Consider the following 16,762-nt stretch of genomic DNA (forward strand, 5'->3'; position numbering starts at 1 on the left):
ACTGGCTTTTTTAATTACGGGCGTAGTTCAAGGGTAGAATAGCGGTCTCCAAAACCGTTGATGGGGGTTCGAATCCCTCCGCCCGTGCAATAAAAAATATATCAAATGACAAAAGTTACTAATTATTTATCAGAGGCTTTCGAAGAGTTAAAGTCAAATGTTACTTGGCCTGCTTGGGCTGAGGTTCAAAAATTGACAATTGTTGTGGCTGTATTTTCGATTCTATTTGCTTTGGCAACATGGGGAGTAGACGAATTTTTTGCAAAAGCTTTGGCTGGATTTTTTAACTGGTTAAAAGGATAATTTTTTTGTGATGGCAGATAATAATGTGAAAAAATGGTATGTAGTTAGAGCTGTAAGCGGTCAAGAAAATAAGGTTAAAGCTTACATCGAAACTGAGATTGCCAGACTAGGGATGGAGGATTATGTTTCTCAAGTTTTAGTACCTACTGAAAAAGTGGTTACAGTAAAAGAAGGGAAAAAAATGTCTAAGGATAAAGTTTATTTCCCTGGATATGTTATGATTGAAGCTAACTTAGTTGGTGAGATACCTCATATTATTAAATCTATTACTAGTGTGATTGGTTTCTTAGGAGAAATTAAAGGCGGAGAACCTGTTCCTTTAAGACTTTCAGAGGTAAATCGTATGTTAGGTAAAGTGGATGAACTTGCTGTGAATACAGATACAAGATCAATTCCGTTCAGCTTAGGTGAAACAGTAAAAGTGATCGATGGTCCTTTTAATGGTTTCAATGGTACGGTTGAGAAAATCAATGAAGAGAAGCGTAAACTTGAAGTAATGGTTAAGATTTTCGGAAGAAAAACTCCATTAGAATTAAGTTTTATGCAAGTAGAAAAAGTATAATTTTTTGTTACACTATAATAAACCATTGTAATCGCTTCCATTGATTACAGTGATAAATTTTTTAAAAATGGCTAAAGAAATTAGTAAGGTAGTTAAACTACAAGTTAAGGGAGGTGCTGCGAACCCGTCGCCACCGGTTGGACCTGCTTTAGGAGCTGCTGGGGTTAATATCATGGAGTTTTGTAAGCAGTTCAATGCTAGAACTCAGGATAAACCTGGCAAAATTTGTCCAGTGCAAATCACTGTGTACAAAGACAAATCATTTGATTTTGTTGTTAAGACTCCTCCAGCAGCAGTTCAGTTAATGGAAGCTGCAAAGCTAAAATCTGGTTCTGGTGAGCCTAATCGTAAAAAAGTAGCTAGCGTTACTTGGGAACAAATTAGAACTATTGCTGAAGACAAAATGCCAGACTTAAATGCTTTTACAATTGAAAAAGCTATGAGTATGGTTGCTGGAACGGCTAGATCTATGGGTATAACTGTATCAGGAGATGCTCCTTTTTAATTAAGAAAAAGACATGGCAAAATTAACAAAAAAGCAAAAAGAGGCTGCTTCAAAAATTGAAAAGAACAAATTATACTCTCTAAAAGATGCTGCGGCATTATTGAAAGTTGTTGCTTCTGCAAAATTTGATGAGTCTGTTGATATCGCAGTTCGTTTGGGTGTAGATCCAAGAAAAGCGAATCAAATGGTTAGAGGTGTGGTAACTTTACCTCACGGAACAGGAAAGGATGTTAAAGTATTAGCATTGGTTACTCCAGACAAAGAGGCTGAAGCAAGAGAGGCTGGAGCAGATCATGTTGGTCTTGATGATTACTTACAAAAAATCAAAGACGGTTGGACAGATGTTGATGTGATCATTACTATGCCTGCTGTTATGGGTAAATTAGGTCCATTAGGTCGTATTTTAGGACCTAGAGGTTTAATGCCTAACCCTAAAACAGGTACAGTAACTATGGATGTTGCTAAAGCTGTTCAAGAAGTTAAAGCTGGTAAAATTGACTTTAAAGTTGATAAAACTGGTATCGTACACGCAGGAATCGGTAAAGTTTCTTTTGGAGCTGAGCAGATTGTTGACAACGCACACGAAATTATTCAAACATTAATAAAACTTAAACCAACTGCTGCTAAAGGTACATACATCAAAGGTATTCACCTTACAAGCACAATGAGTCCTGCTATTGCATTAGACCCAAAAGCAGTATAATTGGTAGTTAAAAATTTTTAGTATGACTAGAGAAGAAAAATCAATCGCGATTGAAAATTTAACTGCGCAGTTAGCTGGTACAAATATCATTTACATTTCTGATATTTCTGGTTTAAACGCAGAGACAACTTCAAACTTACGTAGAGCTTGTTTTAAAGCAGGTATCAAATTAGAGGTTGTAAAGAACACTTTGCTTGCAAAAGCAATGGAAGCTTCTTCTAATGATTATGGTGATTTACCTACAGTTTTATCAGGTAACAGTGCTATATTTATTTCTGATGTTGCTAATGCACCTGGAAAAATTATTAAAGATTTCCGTAAGAAATCTGATAAACCAGTTTTAAAAGGAGCTTACATCAATTCTGAAGTATATATTGGAGATAACCAATTAGATGCGTTAGCTACAATTAAATCTAAAGAAGAGCTTATTGGAGAAATCATTGGATTATTACAATCTCCAGCTCAAAGAATTATTTCTGCTTTACAAAACAAATTCGCAGGAAGCGAAGAAGAAGGAGCAGAGTAATTATCGTAAGGGAGTTTGCTTCCTTACTGCTTAATTAGCGCACAATAATTAAATTATATTTTTTACACAAATCATTTTAAACGATAGAAAAAATGGCAGATTTGAAACAATTCGCAGAACAATTAGTTAACTTAACAGTTAAAGAAGTTAACGAATTAGCAACAATATTAAAAGATGAGTACGGAATCGAGCCTGCTGCTGCTGCTGTAGTAGTTGCTGCTGGAGGTGGAGACGGTGCTGCTGAAGAAGCACAAACTGAATTTACAGTTGTATTAAAAGATGCAGGAGCTTCTAAATTAGCAGTTGTGAAATTAGTTAAAGAATTAACTGGTTTAGGTCTTAAAGAAGCTAAAGATGTAGTTGACGGTGCACCAAGCAACGTTAAAGAAGGTGTTTCTAAAGAAGAGGCTGAAGGTCTTAAAAAATCTTTAGAAGAGGCTGGAGCTACTGTTGAGCTTAAATAATTAAACTCAGTTTAAGAACTAGGTTTAGGTCTTGAGTTAACACTCAAAGACCTAAACCATTTTTCGTATAATAAAATATATTAAGTTTTATTATCCCATAGTTTAAAATACGAAAAAGTTTTAGATCAATACGAAGAAAGAAAATCGGCTTATTTTTATAGTTTATTTTTAAAGATGTATTGATTATAATAAGAAAGTATAGATTAAACAGTGTGTTTTACACAAACAAAAATTACTTTTTTTTAATCAAAATTTTGTCCATTGATGATAACAAATCAGACTGAAAGATTGAATTTTGCCTCTACAAAAAATATCCCTGACTATCCAGATTTCTTAGATGTTCAGGTTAAATCTTTTAAAGATTTCTTTCAATTAGAAACGAAATCTGACGAAAGAGGCAACGAAGGGTTATACAACACCTTCATGGAAAACTTCCCAATTACAGATACAAGAAACAACTTTGTATTGGAATTCCTAGATTATTTTGTTGATCCGCCACGTTATACAATTCAAGAATGTATAGAGAGAGGTCTTACTTATAGTGTGCCTTTAAAAGCTAGGTTAAAACTATACTGTACAGATCCAGAACACGAAGATTTTGAAACAATTGTACAAGATGTTTATCTTGGAACAATTCCTTACATGACTCCTAGTGGTACTTTTGTTATTAATGGTGCCGAGTGTGTTGTAGTATCTCAATTACACCGTTCTCCAGGGGTTTTCTTTGGACAGTCATTCCACGCAAATGGAACTAAACTTTATTCTGCGAGAGTAATTCCTTTTAAAGGATCTTGGATAGAATTTTCTACAGATATCAACAGCGTAATGTACGCGTATATCGATAGAAAGAAAAAATTACCTGTTACAACTTTATTCCGTGCTATTGGTTTCGAAAGAGATAAGGATATCCTTGAAATTTTCGACTTAGCAGAAGAAATTAAAGTTTCTAAAACAGGTATTAAGAAATATATTGGAAGAAGACTTGCCGCGCGTGTTTTGAACACATGGCACGAGGATTTCGTAGATGAGGATACTGGAGAGGTAGTTTCTATCGAGCGTAACGAAATCATCCTTGACCGTGATACAATTATCGACAAAGATAATGTTGAAGAGATCATCGATTCTAACGTAAAATCTATTTTGTTGCACAAGGAGGATAATAACCAAGCAGATTATGCTATTATCCACAATACGTTACAAAAAGATCCAACAAACTCTGAAAAAGAAGCTGTAGAGCACATTTACCGTCAGTTGCGTAACGCTGAACCGCCTGATGAGGAAACTGCTCGTGGTATTATAGATAAATTGTTCTTCTCTGATCAACGTTATAACTTAGGTGAAGTTGGTCGTTACAGAATGAACAAAAAATTAGATTTAGATATCCCTATGGATAAGCAAGTGCTTACTAAAGAGGATATCATTACAATCGTTAAATATTTGATCGAGTTGATCAACTCTAAAGCAGAGATTGATGATATTGATCACTTATCAAACCGTCGTGTTAGAACAGTTGGTGAACAATTGTCTCAACAATTCGGTGTTGGTTTAGCACGTATGGCTAGAACTATTCGTGAGAGAATGAACGTTAGAGATAACGAGGTGTTTACACCAATTGATTTGATTAATGCTAAAACATTATCATCAGTTATCAACTCTTTCTTTGGTACTAACCAGTTATCTCAATTTATGGATCAAACGAATCCATTAGCTGAGATTACACACAAAAGAAGACTTTCTGCACTTGGACCAGGTGGACTTTCGAGAGAGAGAGCTGGTTTCGAGGTTCGTGACGTTCACTATACTCACTATGGTCGATTATGTCCGATTGAAACTCCTGAGGGACCAAACATTGGTTTGATTTCATCTCTTGGTGTTTACGCAAAAGTAAACGGAATGGGATTCATTGAAACTCCATACCGTAAAGTTACAGATGGTGTTGTTGATTTAGAAAGCGCACCAATCTATTTAAGTGCTGAAGAAGAAGAAGGTAAAATGATTGCTCAGGCAAACATTGAAATGGATGCTTCTGGTAAAATTACAGCTAGTAATGTTATTGCTCGTGAAGAGGGTGACTTCCCAGTTGTTGAACCAAGTTCAGTACATTATACAGACGTTGCTCCTAACCAGATCGCTTCGATTTCTGCATCTTTGATTCCTTTCTTGGAGCATGATGATGCGAACCGTGCGTTGATGGGATCGAACATGATGCGTCAGGCAGTTCCTTTGATCCGTCCTGAAGCACCGATTGTTGGTACAGGTTTAGAGCGTCAGGTAGCTTCAGATTCAAGAGTATTAATCAATGCTGAAGGGCATGGTACTGTTGAATACGTAGATGCTAATATCATTACTATTAAATACGATCGTACAGAAGACGAGAGAATGGTTAGTTTTGATGCTGATGAGAAAACGTACAACTTAATTAAATTTAGAAAAACCAATCAAGGTACAAGTATCAACTTGAAGCCTATCGTAAGAAGAGGTGATAGAGTTGTTCCTGGACAAGTATTATCTGAAGGATATGCTACTCAAAATGGAGAATTAGCTTTAGGTAGAAACTTAAAAGTTGCGTTCATGCCATGGAAAGGGTACAACTTCGAGGATGCGATTGTAATTTCTGAGAAAGTAGTTCGCGATGATATTTTTACATCTATCCACGTTGATGATTATTCATTAGAGGTTAGAGATACTAAGTTAGGTAACGAAGAGTTAACAAACGATATTCCTAACGTTTCTGAAGAAGCTACTAAAGATTTAGATGAAAACGGTATGATCAGAATTGGAGCAGAGGTTAAACCTGGCGACATTTTGATTGGTAAAATTACGCCAAAAGGAGAATCAGATCCTACTCCAGAGGAGAAATTGCTTCGTGCAATCTTCGGAGATAAAGCGGGTGATGTAAAAGATGCTTCATTAAAAGCTTCTCCATCTTTACACGGTGTAGTTCTTGACAAAAAATTATTTGCAAGAGCCGTAAAAGATAAACGTAAACGTACTCAAGATAAAGATGCTTTAGGCGCTTTAGAAATGGAATTCGAAACTAAATTTGTTGAATTAAAAGACAGATTAGTTGAGAAATTATTCTTGATCGTTAACGGAAAAACATCTCAAGGTGTAATGAATGATTTGGGTGAAGAAGTTTTACCAAAAGGTAAAAAATATACTCAAAAAATGCTTTACGCAGTAGAAGATTTTGCTCACTTAAGCAAAGGTCAATGGGTTGCTGATGACGCTACTAATAAAATGGTTAATGATTTAATTCATAACTATAAAATTAAGCTGAACGACTTACAAGGAGCTTTAAGAAGAGAGAAATTCACTATTACGGTTGGAGATGAATTACCATCTGGAATCTTGAAGTTGGCTAAAATCTATATCGCTAAAAAACGTAAGTTAAAAGTTGGTGATAAAATGGCAGGACGTCACGGTAACAAAGGTATTGTTGCTAGAATCGTTCGTCACGAAGATATGCCTTTCTTAGAAGATGGAACACCAGTAGATATTGTATTGAATCCACTTGGGGTACCTTCACGTATGAACATTGGTCAGATTTATGAGACTGTTCTTGGATGGGCTGGTATGAACTTGGGTAGAAAATTTGCTACTCCAATTTTCGACGGTGCTTCTCTTGACGAGATCAACGCTTTGACTGATGAGGCTAACGTACCACGTTTCGGGCATACATATCTTTATGATGGTGGAACTGGAGAGCGTTTTGCACAAAAAGCAACTGTTGGTGTAATTTACATGCTTAAATTAGGACACATGGTTGATGATAAGATGCACGCACGTTCTATCGGACCATATTCATTGATTACGCAACAGCCACTTGGAGGTAAGGCTCAATTTGGAGGTCAGCGTTTTGGAGAGATGGAGGTTTGGGCACTTGAGGCTTATGGAGCTTCTAGTACTTTACGTGAAATCTTAACTGTTAAGTCTGATGACGTTATTGGTAGAGCTAAAACTTACGAAGCTATCGTTAAGGGTGAAACTATGCCAGAACCAGGTTTACCAGAATCATTCAATGTATTAATGCACGAATTGAAAGGTCTAGGTTTAGATCTTCGTTTGGAAGAATAAATAAAATGTTTTCAGTTACAGTCTCAGTATTCAGTTTAGCGCTGAACATTGGGACTGGGGCTGTTTACTAAATGTTAGAAGTTTTTAAAGATTTATACCCGTAAACCGTTCCGATTTTTTATAACAATGCGAGGCATTTTATAACTAGCACTTCAAATAAAAATTTGAGGTTTAGAGAAGTAACCCGAGGTAGTAGCTGAATGATTAACTCTTATCTTTTTAAGAGTAGATTATAAATCTAAATTCAATTTTTTAATTGCAAATAAATCAATAGTAAAAACTATGATGAATAACAGAAACAATAATAAAGATAAGAATCCAGTAAAAAGATTTAACAAAATTTCTATTGGATTGGCTTCACCAGAATCTATCTTGAAAGAATCAAGAGGAGAGGTTTTAAAGCCAGAAACAATTAACTATAGAACGCACAAACCAGAGCGTGACGGACTTTTCTGCGAAAGAATCTTCGGACCAGTAAAAGATTTCGAATGTGCTTGTGGTAAGTATAAAAGAATTCGTTACAAAGGTATCATCTGTGACCGTTGTGGTGTTGAAGTTACTGAGAAAAAAGTACGTCGTGATAGAGTAGGACACATCAACCTTGTTGTGCCAATTGCTCACATCTGGTACTTCCGTTCTCTTCCAAACAAAATTGGTTATATCCTTGGTCTTCCATCTAAGAAATTAGATATGATCATCTACTACGAAAGATACGTAGTAATCCAAGCAGGTATTGCTAAAAATGCAGATGGAGAATCTTTACAAAGATTAGATTTCTTAACTGAAGAAGAATACCTAAACATTTTAGATACTCTTCCGCAAGAAAATCAATATTTAGATGATTTAGATCCAAATAAATTTGTTGCCAAAATGGGAGCAGAGTGTATTATGGATTTATTAGCTCGTATTGACTTAGATGCTTTATCTTATGAATTAAGACACAGCGCTAACAACGAAACTTCTAAACAAAGAAAAACTGAGGCTTTAAAAAGATTACAAGTTGTTGAGTCTTTCCGTGAGTCTAACGAAAACCGCGAAAACCGTCCAGAATGGATGATTATGAAAGTGGTTCCAGTTATCCCGCCAGAATTACGTCCGCTTGTGCCACTTGATGGAGGTCGTTTTGCAACTTCAGATTTGAACGACTTATACCGTCGTGTAATCATCCGTAACAACCGTTTGAAAAGATTAATGGAGATTAAAGCTCCTGAAGTTATCTTAAGAAACGAAAAACGTATGTTGCAAGAATCTGTAGATTCATTATTTGATAACACACGTAAAGCTTCTGCTGTTAAAACAGAATCTAACAGACCATTAAAATCATTATCTGACTCATTAAAAGGTAAGCAAGGACGTTTCCGTCAAAACTTACTTGGTAAACGTGTGGATTATTCTGCTCGTTCGGTAATTGTTGTTGGTCCTGAGTTAAAATTATATGAGTGCGGATTGCCAAAAGATATGGCTTCTGAGTTATACAAACCTTTCGTTATCCGTAAATTGATTGAAAGAGGTATTGTAAAAACAGTAAAATCTGCTAAGAAAATCATTGACAAAAAAGAGCCTGTAGTTTGGGATATCCTTGAAAACGTAATTAAAGGACACCCAGTATTACTGAACCGTGCTCCTACTTTGCACAGACTTGGTATTCAGGCTTTCCAACCAAAATTAATTGAAGGAAAAGCGATCCAGTTACACCCATTAGTATGTACGGCATTCAACGCCGATTTCGATGGTGACCAGATGGCGGTTCACTTACCATTAGGACCAGAGGCTATTTTAGAGGCTCAATTATTAATGTTGGCTTCTCATAATATTTTGAACCCTGCAAATGGTGCTCCAATTACTGTACCTTCTCAGGACATGGTCTTGGGTCTGTACTATATGACCAAAGAACGTATTTCTACAGAAGATCACATTATTTTAGGTCAAGATTTGACTTTCTATTCTGCTGAAGAAGTAAACATTGCATTAAACGAAGGAAGATTAGAACTAAATGCTCGTGTTAAAATTAGAGCAAAAGATTTTAATGACGCTGGAGAATTAGTGTACAAAATCATTCAAACAACTGCAGGACGTGTATTATTTAACGAAGTAGTACCTGAAGCAGCTGGATATATCAACGACGTATTGACTAAGAAAAACCTTAGAGATATTATCGGACACATTTTAAGTGTGACTGATGTACCTACAACGGCAGCTTTCTTGGATAATATGAAAGATATGGGTTATAAATTCGCATTTAGAGGAGGTTTATCATTCTCTTTAGGTGATATTAGAATCCCAGAACAAAAAACGAAGTTAATTGCAGATGCAAGAGAACAAGTTGAAGGTATCTCAACTAACTATAACATGGGTCTTATCACAAATAACGAGCGTTACAACCAAGTTATTGACGTATGGACTTCAGCAAATGCTCAGTTAACAGAATTAGCAATGAAAAATATTAGAGAAGACCAACAAGGTTTCAACTCTGTATATATGATGCTTGACTCTGGGGCGAGGGGTTCTAAGGAGCAGATTCGTCAGTTAACTGGTATGCGTGGTTTGATGGCTAAGCCTAAAAAATCTACTGCTGGTGGTGGTGAGATTATTGAAAACCCGATTCTTTCTAACTTTAAGGAAGGTCTTTCGATCCTTGAGTACTTCATTTCTACTCACGGTGCTCGTAAAGGTCTTGCGGATACGGCTCTTAAAACGGCCGATGCTGGTTACTTGACAAGAAGGCTTCATGACGTTTCTCAAGATGTTATTGTTAACATCGAAGATTGTGGAACTCTTAGAGGTGTTGAAGTTGCTGCATTGAAGAAAAATGAGGAAATCGTTGAATCTTTAGGAGAGAGAATTTTAGGACGTGTTGCATTACAAGACGTTATCAATCCTCTTACTAATGAAGTAATGGTTCAATCAGGCCAGCAAATTACTGAGGCAATTGTGAAAACTATCGAAGCTTCTCCAATTGAAAAAGTAGAAGTTAGATCTCCATTAACTTGTGAGGCTTTAAAAGGTATTTGTGCTAAATGTTATGGTAGAAACTTAGCTACTGGTAAGATGACACAAAGAGGTGAAGCTGTTGGAGTTATTGCTGCTCAGTCTATTGGAGAGCCAGGTACACAGTTAACACTTCGTACGTTCCACGTTGGAGGGGTTGCTGGAGGTATCTCTGAAGAGTCTAGTATTGTTACAAGATTCGCAGGTAGACTTGAGATTGAAGATTTAAAAACAGTTAAAGGTGAAGACAGTGAAGGTAATGCGGTTGATATCGTAGTATCACGTTCAACTGAATTAAAATTAGTTGATGAAGGAACTGGTATCGTCTTAAACACACATAATATTCCTTACGGTTCTAGTATCTTTGTTAAAGATGGAGAAACTGTTGGAAAAGGAACTGTAATTTGTAAATGGGACCCTTATAATGGTGTAATTGTTTCTGAGTTTACTGGTAAGATTGCTTACGAAGATTTAGAACAAGGACAATCATTCATGGTTGAGATCGATGAGCAGACTGGTTTCCAGGAAAAAGTAATTTCTGAGGCTAGAAACAAAAAATTAATCCCAACTTTATTAGTTTATGGTAAAGAAGGTGAATTGATTCGTTCTTACAACTTACCAGTAGGTGCACACTTAATGGTTGAAAATGGTGAGAAAATTAAAGCAGGTAAAGTATTAGTAAAAATTCCTCGTCGTTCTTCTAAAGCAGGCGATATCACGGGAGGTTTACCAAGAATTACTGAGCTTCTTGAGGCTCGTAACCCATCAAATCCAGCAGTTGTATCTGAAATTGATGGAGTTGTATCTTTTGGAAAAATTAAGAGAGGTAACCGTGAGATCGTTATCGAATCTAAATTTGGTGAGATTAAAAAGTATTTAGTTAAACTTTCAAGCCAAATCTTAGTACAAGAAAATGACTTCGTAAGAGCGGGAGTTCCATTGTCTGATGGTGCAATTACACCAGATGATATCTTAAGAATTCAAGGACCAGCTGCTGTTCAACAGTACTTGGTAAATGAAATTCAAGAGGTTTACCGTTTACAAGGGGTAAAAATTAATGACAAGCACTTTGAGGTTGTAATTCGTCAAATGATGCGTAAAGTAAAAGTTGAAGATCCAGGAGATACTCTATTTTTAGAAGATCAATTGATTCATACTAAAGACTTTATCCTTCAAAATGATAAATTGTACGGAATGAAAGTGGTAGAAGATGCTGGAGATTCTTCAGTATTGAAACCAGGTCAAATTATTTCTCCTCGTGAATTGCGTGATGAAAATTCATTATTGAAACGTACAGATAAAAATCTTGTTGTAGCAAGAGACGTAATTACTGCAACTGCAACGCCAGTTCTACAAGGTATTACAAGAGCTTCGTTACAAACTAAATCATTCATTTCTGCGGCTTCATTCCAGGAGACAACGAAAGTACTTAACGAAGCTGCAGTAGCTGGTAAAGTAGATGATCTAGAAGGATTAAAAGAAAATGTAATTGTTGGACACAGAATTCCTGCGGGAACTGGTATGAGAGAATACGATAACACTATCGTAGGTTCTAAAGACGATTACAACGAAATGATGGCTAATAAAGAAGAATACATTTATTAATTAGGGAAACTATGAGTAATCCGAAACAACAACAAGAGCAAATTAACATTGAGTTAGACGAAACTATCGCAGAAGGAATTTATTCTAATCTAGCGATTATTAATCACTCATCATCGGAGTTTGTTTTAGATTTTGTGAGCATTATGCCGGGTATTCCTAAAGCCAAGGTAAAGTCAAGAATTGTCTTGACACCACAACATGCTAAAAGATTATTGAGAGCAATTGGTGAAAATATCCATCGATTTGAAGCAGCCCACGGCGAAATCAAAGAGACAGAACAAGCACCAATACCGCTTAATTTTGGTCCGGCAGGACAAGCATAAATTTTAAAGCCCCATTTTAATGGGGCTTTTTTTTTGCTCTATAATGAAAATTAAATGTAGTTTGTCTGATTTAATTTACTTTAGTCGACAAAATTTCTTTTTGCAGTCCTGTTATTCTAAATTGGCTCTTCCTATGATAGATTAATTTTTGAAATATAATGACTTAGTAAGGTTGATTTAATTCAAAGTTTAAAAAAGCGCTAACCTAATTAGTGCTTTTTTTTGTTTTTGAAAATGAAGTGATTAACTTCTTATTGTAAAATATTTTATTTTCTTCCCAACCTTTTTATAAAAAATATACTCTATATAAGTAAGAGCGATTCAGAAGTTTTTTAACTTAAATAAAGTATAGTATGAAAAAGAAATTCACCTTAGAAATAGCAAATCCTTGTTCTGAAAATTTTGATAAAATGATTCCTAATGCAAATGGTTCATTTTGTAATTCCTGCATGAAAAATGTGATTGATTTAAGTAAGAAAACAAATTCTGAAGTTGCTAAATTCATTGCAGAAAATAAAGACAGAGCTATTTGTGCGAGACTAAAAACTACACAGTTAGAAGAACAGTTCGAATACAATGAAATTTCTAAAATCAATACTTTAAAATATGCAGCAGTTGCAGCATCCGTTTTATTGGCCTCAAATCTTTCAGCGCAAGAAAAAGAACCTGTTAAAACAGAAATAAGCTCCCCGAAACCTAATACTTATAAAGTAGGGAAAGTGGCTTATAACCATACTGCAAATCAAGAAATTTCTATAATTATAAAAGGAAGATTATTGGAAGCAAATACAATCAAGCCTTTTAATAGAGAAACATACCCTAATTTAATGCTTGCTGTTGACGGTTCACAAATTCCTGTAAAAGTTAATCCTAAAACTGGAGAATTTTCGATAGAAACTAAAATTTTAAAAAACAGTAAATCACTAATGGTTACAATTACCGGAAATGATTATTATCTGTCAAAAGAAATAGATTTCGATTTAAAATCAGTTAAAAATAATGTTTTGACACAAAATATAATTATTGGAGCAGAAGAACTTACTAAAATCTATATTGCTGGCGGATTAGGAATTAATTACACAAAGCAATAATTAAATTTACATTTTGGGGAATGTAAATGAAAAAGGCTGTCTAAATCATAGACAGCCTTTTGGTATTTTTTATCTAAAGGATATTAATCAAATTCAGATGTAAAGTATAATTTCACAGTAGGATATTTACTTTGTGTCATTTGTATTGTAAAATCAGAATCGGCTAAGAAAACTAATTGGCCATATTTGTCATGAGCCAGGAATTTTTGTTTAATACGCTTAAATTCTTTGAATTCCTCATTTTTAGAATCGTCAGGTTTTACCCAGCATGCCTTATGTACAGGGAAGTTTTCATAAGTACATTTTGCGCCGTATTCATGCTCTAAACGATATTGAATTACCTCATATTGAAGTGCTCCAACGGTTCCGATAATTTTACGATTGTTCATTTCTAATGTAAACAACTGCGCTACACCTTCATCCATTAACTGGTCGACTCCTTTTTCTAATTGTTTAGCTTTCATCGGATCGGCGTTGTTGATGTATCTAAAGTGTTCTGGAGAGAAACTTGGAATTCCTTTAAAACTCATGATTTCGCCTTCAGTTAAAGTATCTCCAATTTTAAAGTTTCCTGTATCGTGCAAACCTACAATATCACCTGGATAAGAAATATCAACGATTTCTTTTTTCTCAGCAAAGAATGCATTTGGACTAGAGAATTTTAAATTCTTCTTTTGGCGTACATGATAGTAAGGTTTGTTTCTTTCAAAAGTTCCAGAAACAATTTTGATAAATGCCAGACGATCACGGTGTTTAGGATCCATATTTGCGTGGATTTTGAAAACAAATCCAGACATTTTTTCTTCTGTAGGTTCGACTGTACGAGTCTCAGAATCTTTTGCTCTTGGAGACGGAGCGATTGTAATGAAACAATCTAACAATTCACGAACTCCAAAATTGTTCAAAGCTGAACCAAAGAATACAGGCTGGATTTTTCCATCCAGATAATCCTGACGTTCAAATTTTGGATAAACTTCATCAATTAATTCTAACTCTTCACGAAGTTTGTTAGCCGCTTTTTCTCCCACAATTTTATCCAATTCAGGATTGTTCTGTACATCAGAAAAGGCAATAGTTTCTTCAATATTTTTACGGCTGTCTCCACTAAAAAGGTTAATATTTTCTTCCCAAAGATTATAAATTCCCTGAAAATCATAACCCATTCCAATAGGGAAACTTAAAGGAGTAACTTTCAATCCTAATTTTTGTTCTACTTCATCCATTAGATCAAAAGCATCTTTACCTTCACGATCTAATTTGTTGATGAAAACAATCATAGGAATATTACGCATTCTACAAACAGCAACCAGTTTTTCTGTTTGTTCCTCAACCCCTTTTGCAACGTCAATTACAACAATTACGCTGTCAACAGCAGTTAAGGTTCTAAAAGTATCTTCGGCAAAATCCTTGTGTCCGGGTGTGTCAAGGATATTGATTTTTTTATCTTTATAATTAAAAGCAAGTACAGAAGTTGAAACCGAGATACCTCTTTGGCGTTCGATTTCCATAAAGTCACTCGTTGCTCCTTTTTTAATTTTGTTATTTTTTACCGCTCCAGCTTCCTGAATAGCACCTCCAAATAACAGTAATTTTTCCGTTAATGTAGTTTTACCGGCATCAGGATGCGAGATAATTCCAAATGTTCTTCTGCGTTGTATTTCTTTTAAAAAGCTCATATTTTGTATAAATAGGTTGCAAAAGTACTATTAAATACGACTTTATAAAAATATTCACTTCTTAAATTTAGGAAGTCTTTTCTATTGAGAGATTTTTAGAAAAAAAATAAGGCTGTTTTGCAACAGCCTTAGATAGTCATTTTTAAAATTACTGATTAATTGACCAAATTGAATATCCTCTTGGAGGACATTGTATTTTTACCCATTTGTCAGCTTGAGTAGTTGGATACCAAGATGAGTTTCCTGTAAAATCTTTAATTTGAGTATTTGCCCAATTGGTTTGAATCCATCTTTCCTGCCACGAGTCAGAATTGTTTATGTAAACAACCAATCCGGGATTTCCGTTGTATCCGTTTCTTCTGGCAACATATTCATCATTGTCTGAATATAAAATAGAAGTTGTTCCAGTTGCTTTATTGTTGTGAATCCAGATTAGATTATTAAGTTTGTTCTTGTCTAACCATTCTTCATAATCTCTATAAAAAATTGTTGGATAACCTTCGTGAGTTAATATATAGGAGTAAGCTAACATTTTGCTCCAGATTTCGTCAGTATCATGATTGGTTACAAAAGTTACTGCTTTGTACGGATTGCGTTTCCACATCATATCATCATTTAATAATGCCAGATTATTTCCGTCAAAGGCATCGTTCATTTTATAATAACATGCAAAATCAAATACAGAACTATTCGCATTGTTTGCCCAGTCATTTAATACATTTACATTCGAATCCCATAATTCTCCAACAGAAAATCCTCCAACATTCGAATTCCATGCATTTACAACCCATGCACCAAAGCCTTTTACATAGTCGAATCTCCAGCCGTCAAACTTCATTGTGTTTTTATAATATTTACCAACTCCGTCAGCACGCAGCCACAGCCAGTTCTGAACGTTAGGTGCAGCGTGGCATAAATCAGGAAACCCTCCAAAAGAACCTTCGTCATTATTTCCGTAACTGTTTTTATAAAAATCATTATAGTTACGAGGGAATTTACCCGAAGCAACTCCTGTAAAATTAGTCCAGGTATTTGTTCCTGTAAATGGATTTGCTTCAGATTGTCCGCCGCTGTTATGATTGATTACGATATCTGCATAAACTTTGATATTCTCATTATGGGCAGCTGTAATTAAACTTACTAATTCAGCTTTTGATCCAAATCGTGTTTCAGTGCTTCCGTTTTGATTATAATCTCCAAAATCAAAATAATCAGTAGGATCATATCCCATAGAGAATGCTCCATTTTGAGCTTTTGAAGCAGGTGGGAGCCAAATAGAACCAATTCCGGCATTTCCCCAAGCAGTTACTTTTCCTTTTACAGTATCCCACCAAGTTCCTCCAGCGGGTACATCCCAATAAAAGGCCTGCATCATAACACCTCCACCTGGGTTATCAACATATTTTCCAGTTAGAGAAGAAGATTTTCCTGTACTGAAAGGCTTTCCGTCGTGATGCGTGACATTAATGATTTTAAACTGCTGACTTTCTGCTTTTGAATCAACATCGTTTGTTTCGTTTTGCGAACAAGAGTACAACAATCCTGTAAGTGCCATAACAAAACACAATCTTGCAATAGGTTTTTTCATAATAGATGTGGTTAAGGTTAAATTAATAAAGTTTGTAATTGTTTAATTTTTAGTTTTTAAAATAAGATATTCTTAATTTTTATACGTTTAAATTGTTAATTACGCATCTAAAGTAGGAGTTTTTTGATTCGATTTAGTTTTGTAGGAAAATAGTTTTACAACGAAAACGTTGTAGTGTTTAAAACTTTTTCAGAACATTTAAATTTCAGATTTGAATTTAAATTAAGTACATAGTAATTTGTCTGCAGAAGAAAAGAATAAACATTTATATATTCGATTTAATTATCATCCACATAATTTTTTGTTAATACTATGGCTGATAGTTGTATTATGTAATTGAATTGTTATTTT

General features: G+C 35.0%; 12 protein-coding genes and 1 tRNA gene. 11 read left to right on the forward strand and 2 right to left on the reverse strand.

Annotation, left to right across the window (positions count from 1 at the left end; all coding sequences use genetic code 11):
• Positions 1-16 precede the first annotated feature (16 nt).
• From FJOH_RS10075 to FJOH_RS10125, 11 genes are all read left to right on the forward strand, one after another.
• Positions 17-87: transfer RNA gene (locus FJOH_RS10075), tRNA-Trp, on the forward strand.
• A gap of 18 nt (positions 88-105) precedes the next feature.
• Positions 106-303, forward strand: a complete 198-nt coding sequence (gene secE, locus FJOH_RS10080) for a preprotein translocase subunit SecE (protein WP_008466927.1) — start codon at positions 106-108, stop codon at positions 301-303.
• Between the two features lie 10 nt (positions 304-313).
• Positions 314-865, forward strand: a complete 552-nt coding sequence (gene nusG, locus FJOH_RS10085) for a transcription termination/antitermination protein NusG (RefSeq protein WP_012024012.1) — start codon at positions 314-316, stop codon at positions 863-865.
• Positions 866-932: 67 nt separating this feature from the next.
• Entirely contained in the window at positions 933-1,370 is a 438-nt protein-coding gene (gene rplK / locus FJOH_RS10090) for a 50S ribosomal protein L11 (RefSeq protein WP_008466923.1), read from the forward strand.
• A gap of 13 nt (positions 1,371-1,383) precedes the next feature.
• Positions 1,384-2,073 carry a 50S ribosomal protein L1 gene (gene rplA / locus FJOH_RS10095; protein WP_012024013.1) on the forward strand — a complete coding sequence of 230 codons (690 nt, stop codon included), beginning with the start codon at positions 1,384-1,386 and terminating at the stop codon, positions 2,071-2,073.
• Positions 2,074-2,095: 22 nt separating this feature from the next.
• Positions 2,096-2,599, forward strand: coding sequence for a 50S ribosomal protein L10 (gene rplJ / locus FJOH_RS10100; RefSeq protein WP_012024014.1), 504 nt, complete (start codon positions 2,096-2,098; stop codon positions 2,597-2,599).
• 92 nt (positions 2,600-2,691) lie between these two features.
• The gene (gene rplL, locus FJOH_RS10105) at positions 2,692-3,063 is read left to right on the forward strand and encodes a 50S ribosomal protein L7/L12 (protein ID WP_008466917.1); all 372 of its coding nucleotides are present in this window, start codon (positions 2,692-2,694) and stop codon (positions 3,061-3,063) included.
• Positions 3,064-3,327: 264 nt separating this feature from the next.
• The gene (rpoB, locus tag FJOH_RS10110; RefSeq protein WP_012024015.1) at positions 3,328-7,140 is read left to right on the forward strand and encodes a DNA-directed RNA polymerase subunit beta; all 3,813 of its coding nucleotides are present in this window, start codon (positions 3,328-3,330) and stop codon (positions 7,138-7,140) included.
• Between the two features lie 282 nt (positions 7,141-7,422).
• Positions 7,423-11,733, forward strand: coding sequence for a DNA-directed RNA polymerase subunit beta' (rpoC, locus tag FJOH_RS10115; RefSeq protein WP_012024016.1), 4,311 nt, complete (start codon positions 7,423-7,425; stop codon positions 11,731-11,733).
• An 11-nt stretch (positions 11,734-11,744) separates the two neighbouring features.
• Positions 11,745-12,056 carry a DUF3467 domain-containing protein gene (locus FJOH_RS10120; protein WP_012024017.1) on the forward strand — a complete coding sequence of 104 codons (312 nt, stop codon included), beginning with the start codon at positions 11,745-11,747 and terminating at the stop codon, positions 12,054-12,056.
• 353 nt (positions 12,057-12,409) lie between these two features.
• Positions 12,410-13,147, forward strand: coding sequence for a hypothetical protein (locus FJOH_RS10125; RefSeq protein ID WP_012024018.1), 738 nt, complete (start codon positions 12,410-12,412; stop codon positions 13,145-13,147).
• Positions 13,148-13,230: 83 nt separating this feature from the next.
• Here the strand turns inward: FJOH_RS10125 and FJOH_RS10130 are convergent, their stop codons facing one another.
• Both FJOH_RS10130 and FJOH_RS10135 read right to left on the reverse strand, forming a co-directional pair.
• The gene (locus FJOH_RS10130; protein WP_012024019.1) at positions 13,231-14,823 is read right to left on the reverse strand and encodes a peptide chain release factor 3; all 1,593 of its coding nucleotides are present in this window, start codon (positions 14,821-14,823) and stop codon (positions 13,231-13,233) included.
• Between the two features lie 148 nt (positions 14,824-14,971).
• Positions 14,972-16,411, reverse strand: coding sequence for an alpha-amylase (locus tag FJOH_RS10135; RefSeq protein WP_012024020.1), 1,440 nt, complete (start codon positions 16,409-16,411; stop codon positions 14,972-14,974).
• Between the last annotated feature and the right edge of the window lie 351 nt (positions 16,412-16,762).

Source organism: Flavobacterium johnsoniae UW101 (assembly GCF_000016645.1).
GTDB classification, from domain to species: Bacteria; Bacteroidota; Bacteroidia; order Flavobacteriales; family Flavobacteriaceae; genus Flavobacterium; species Flavobacterium johnsoniae.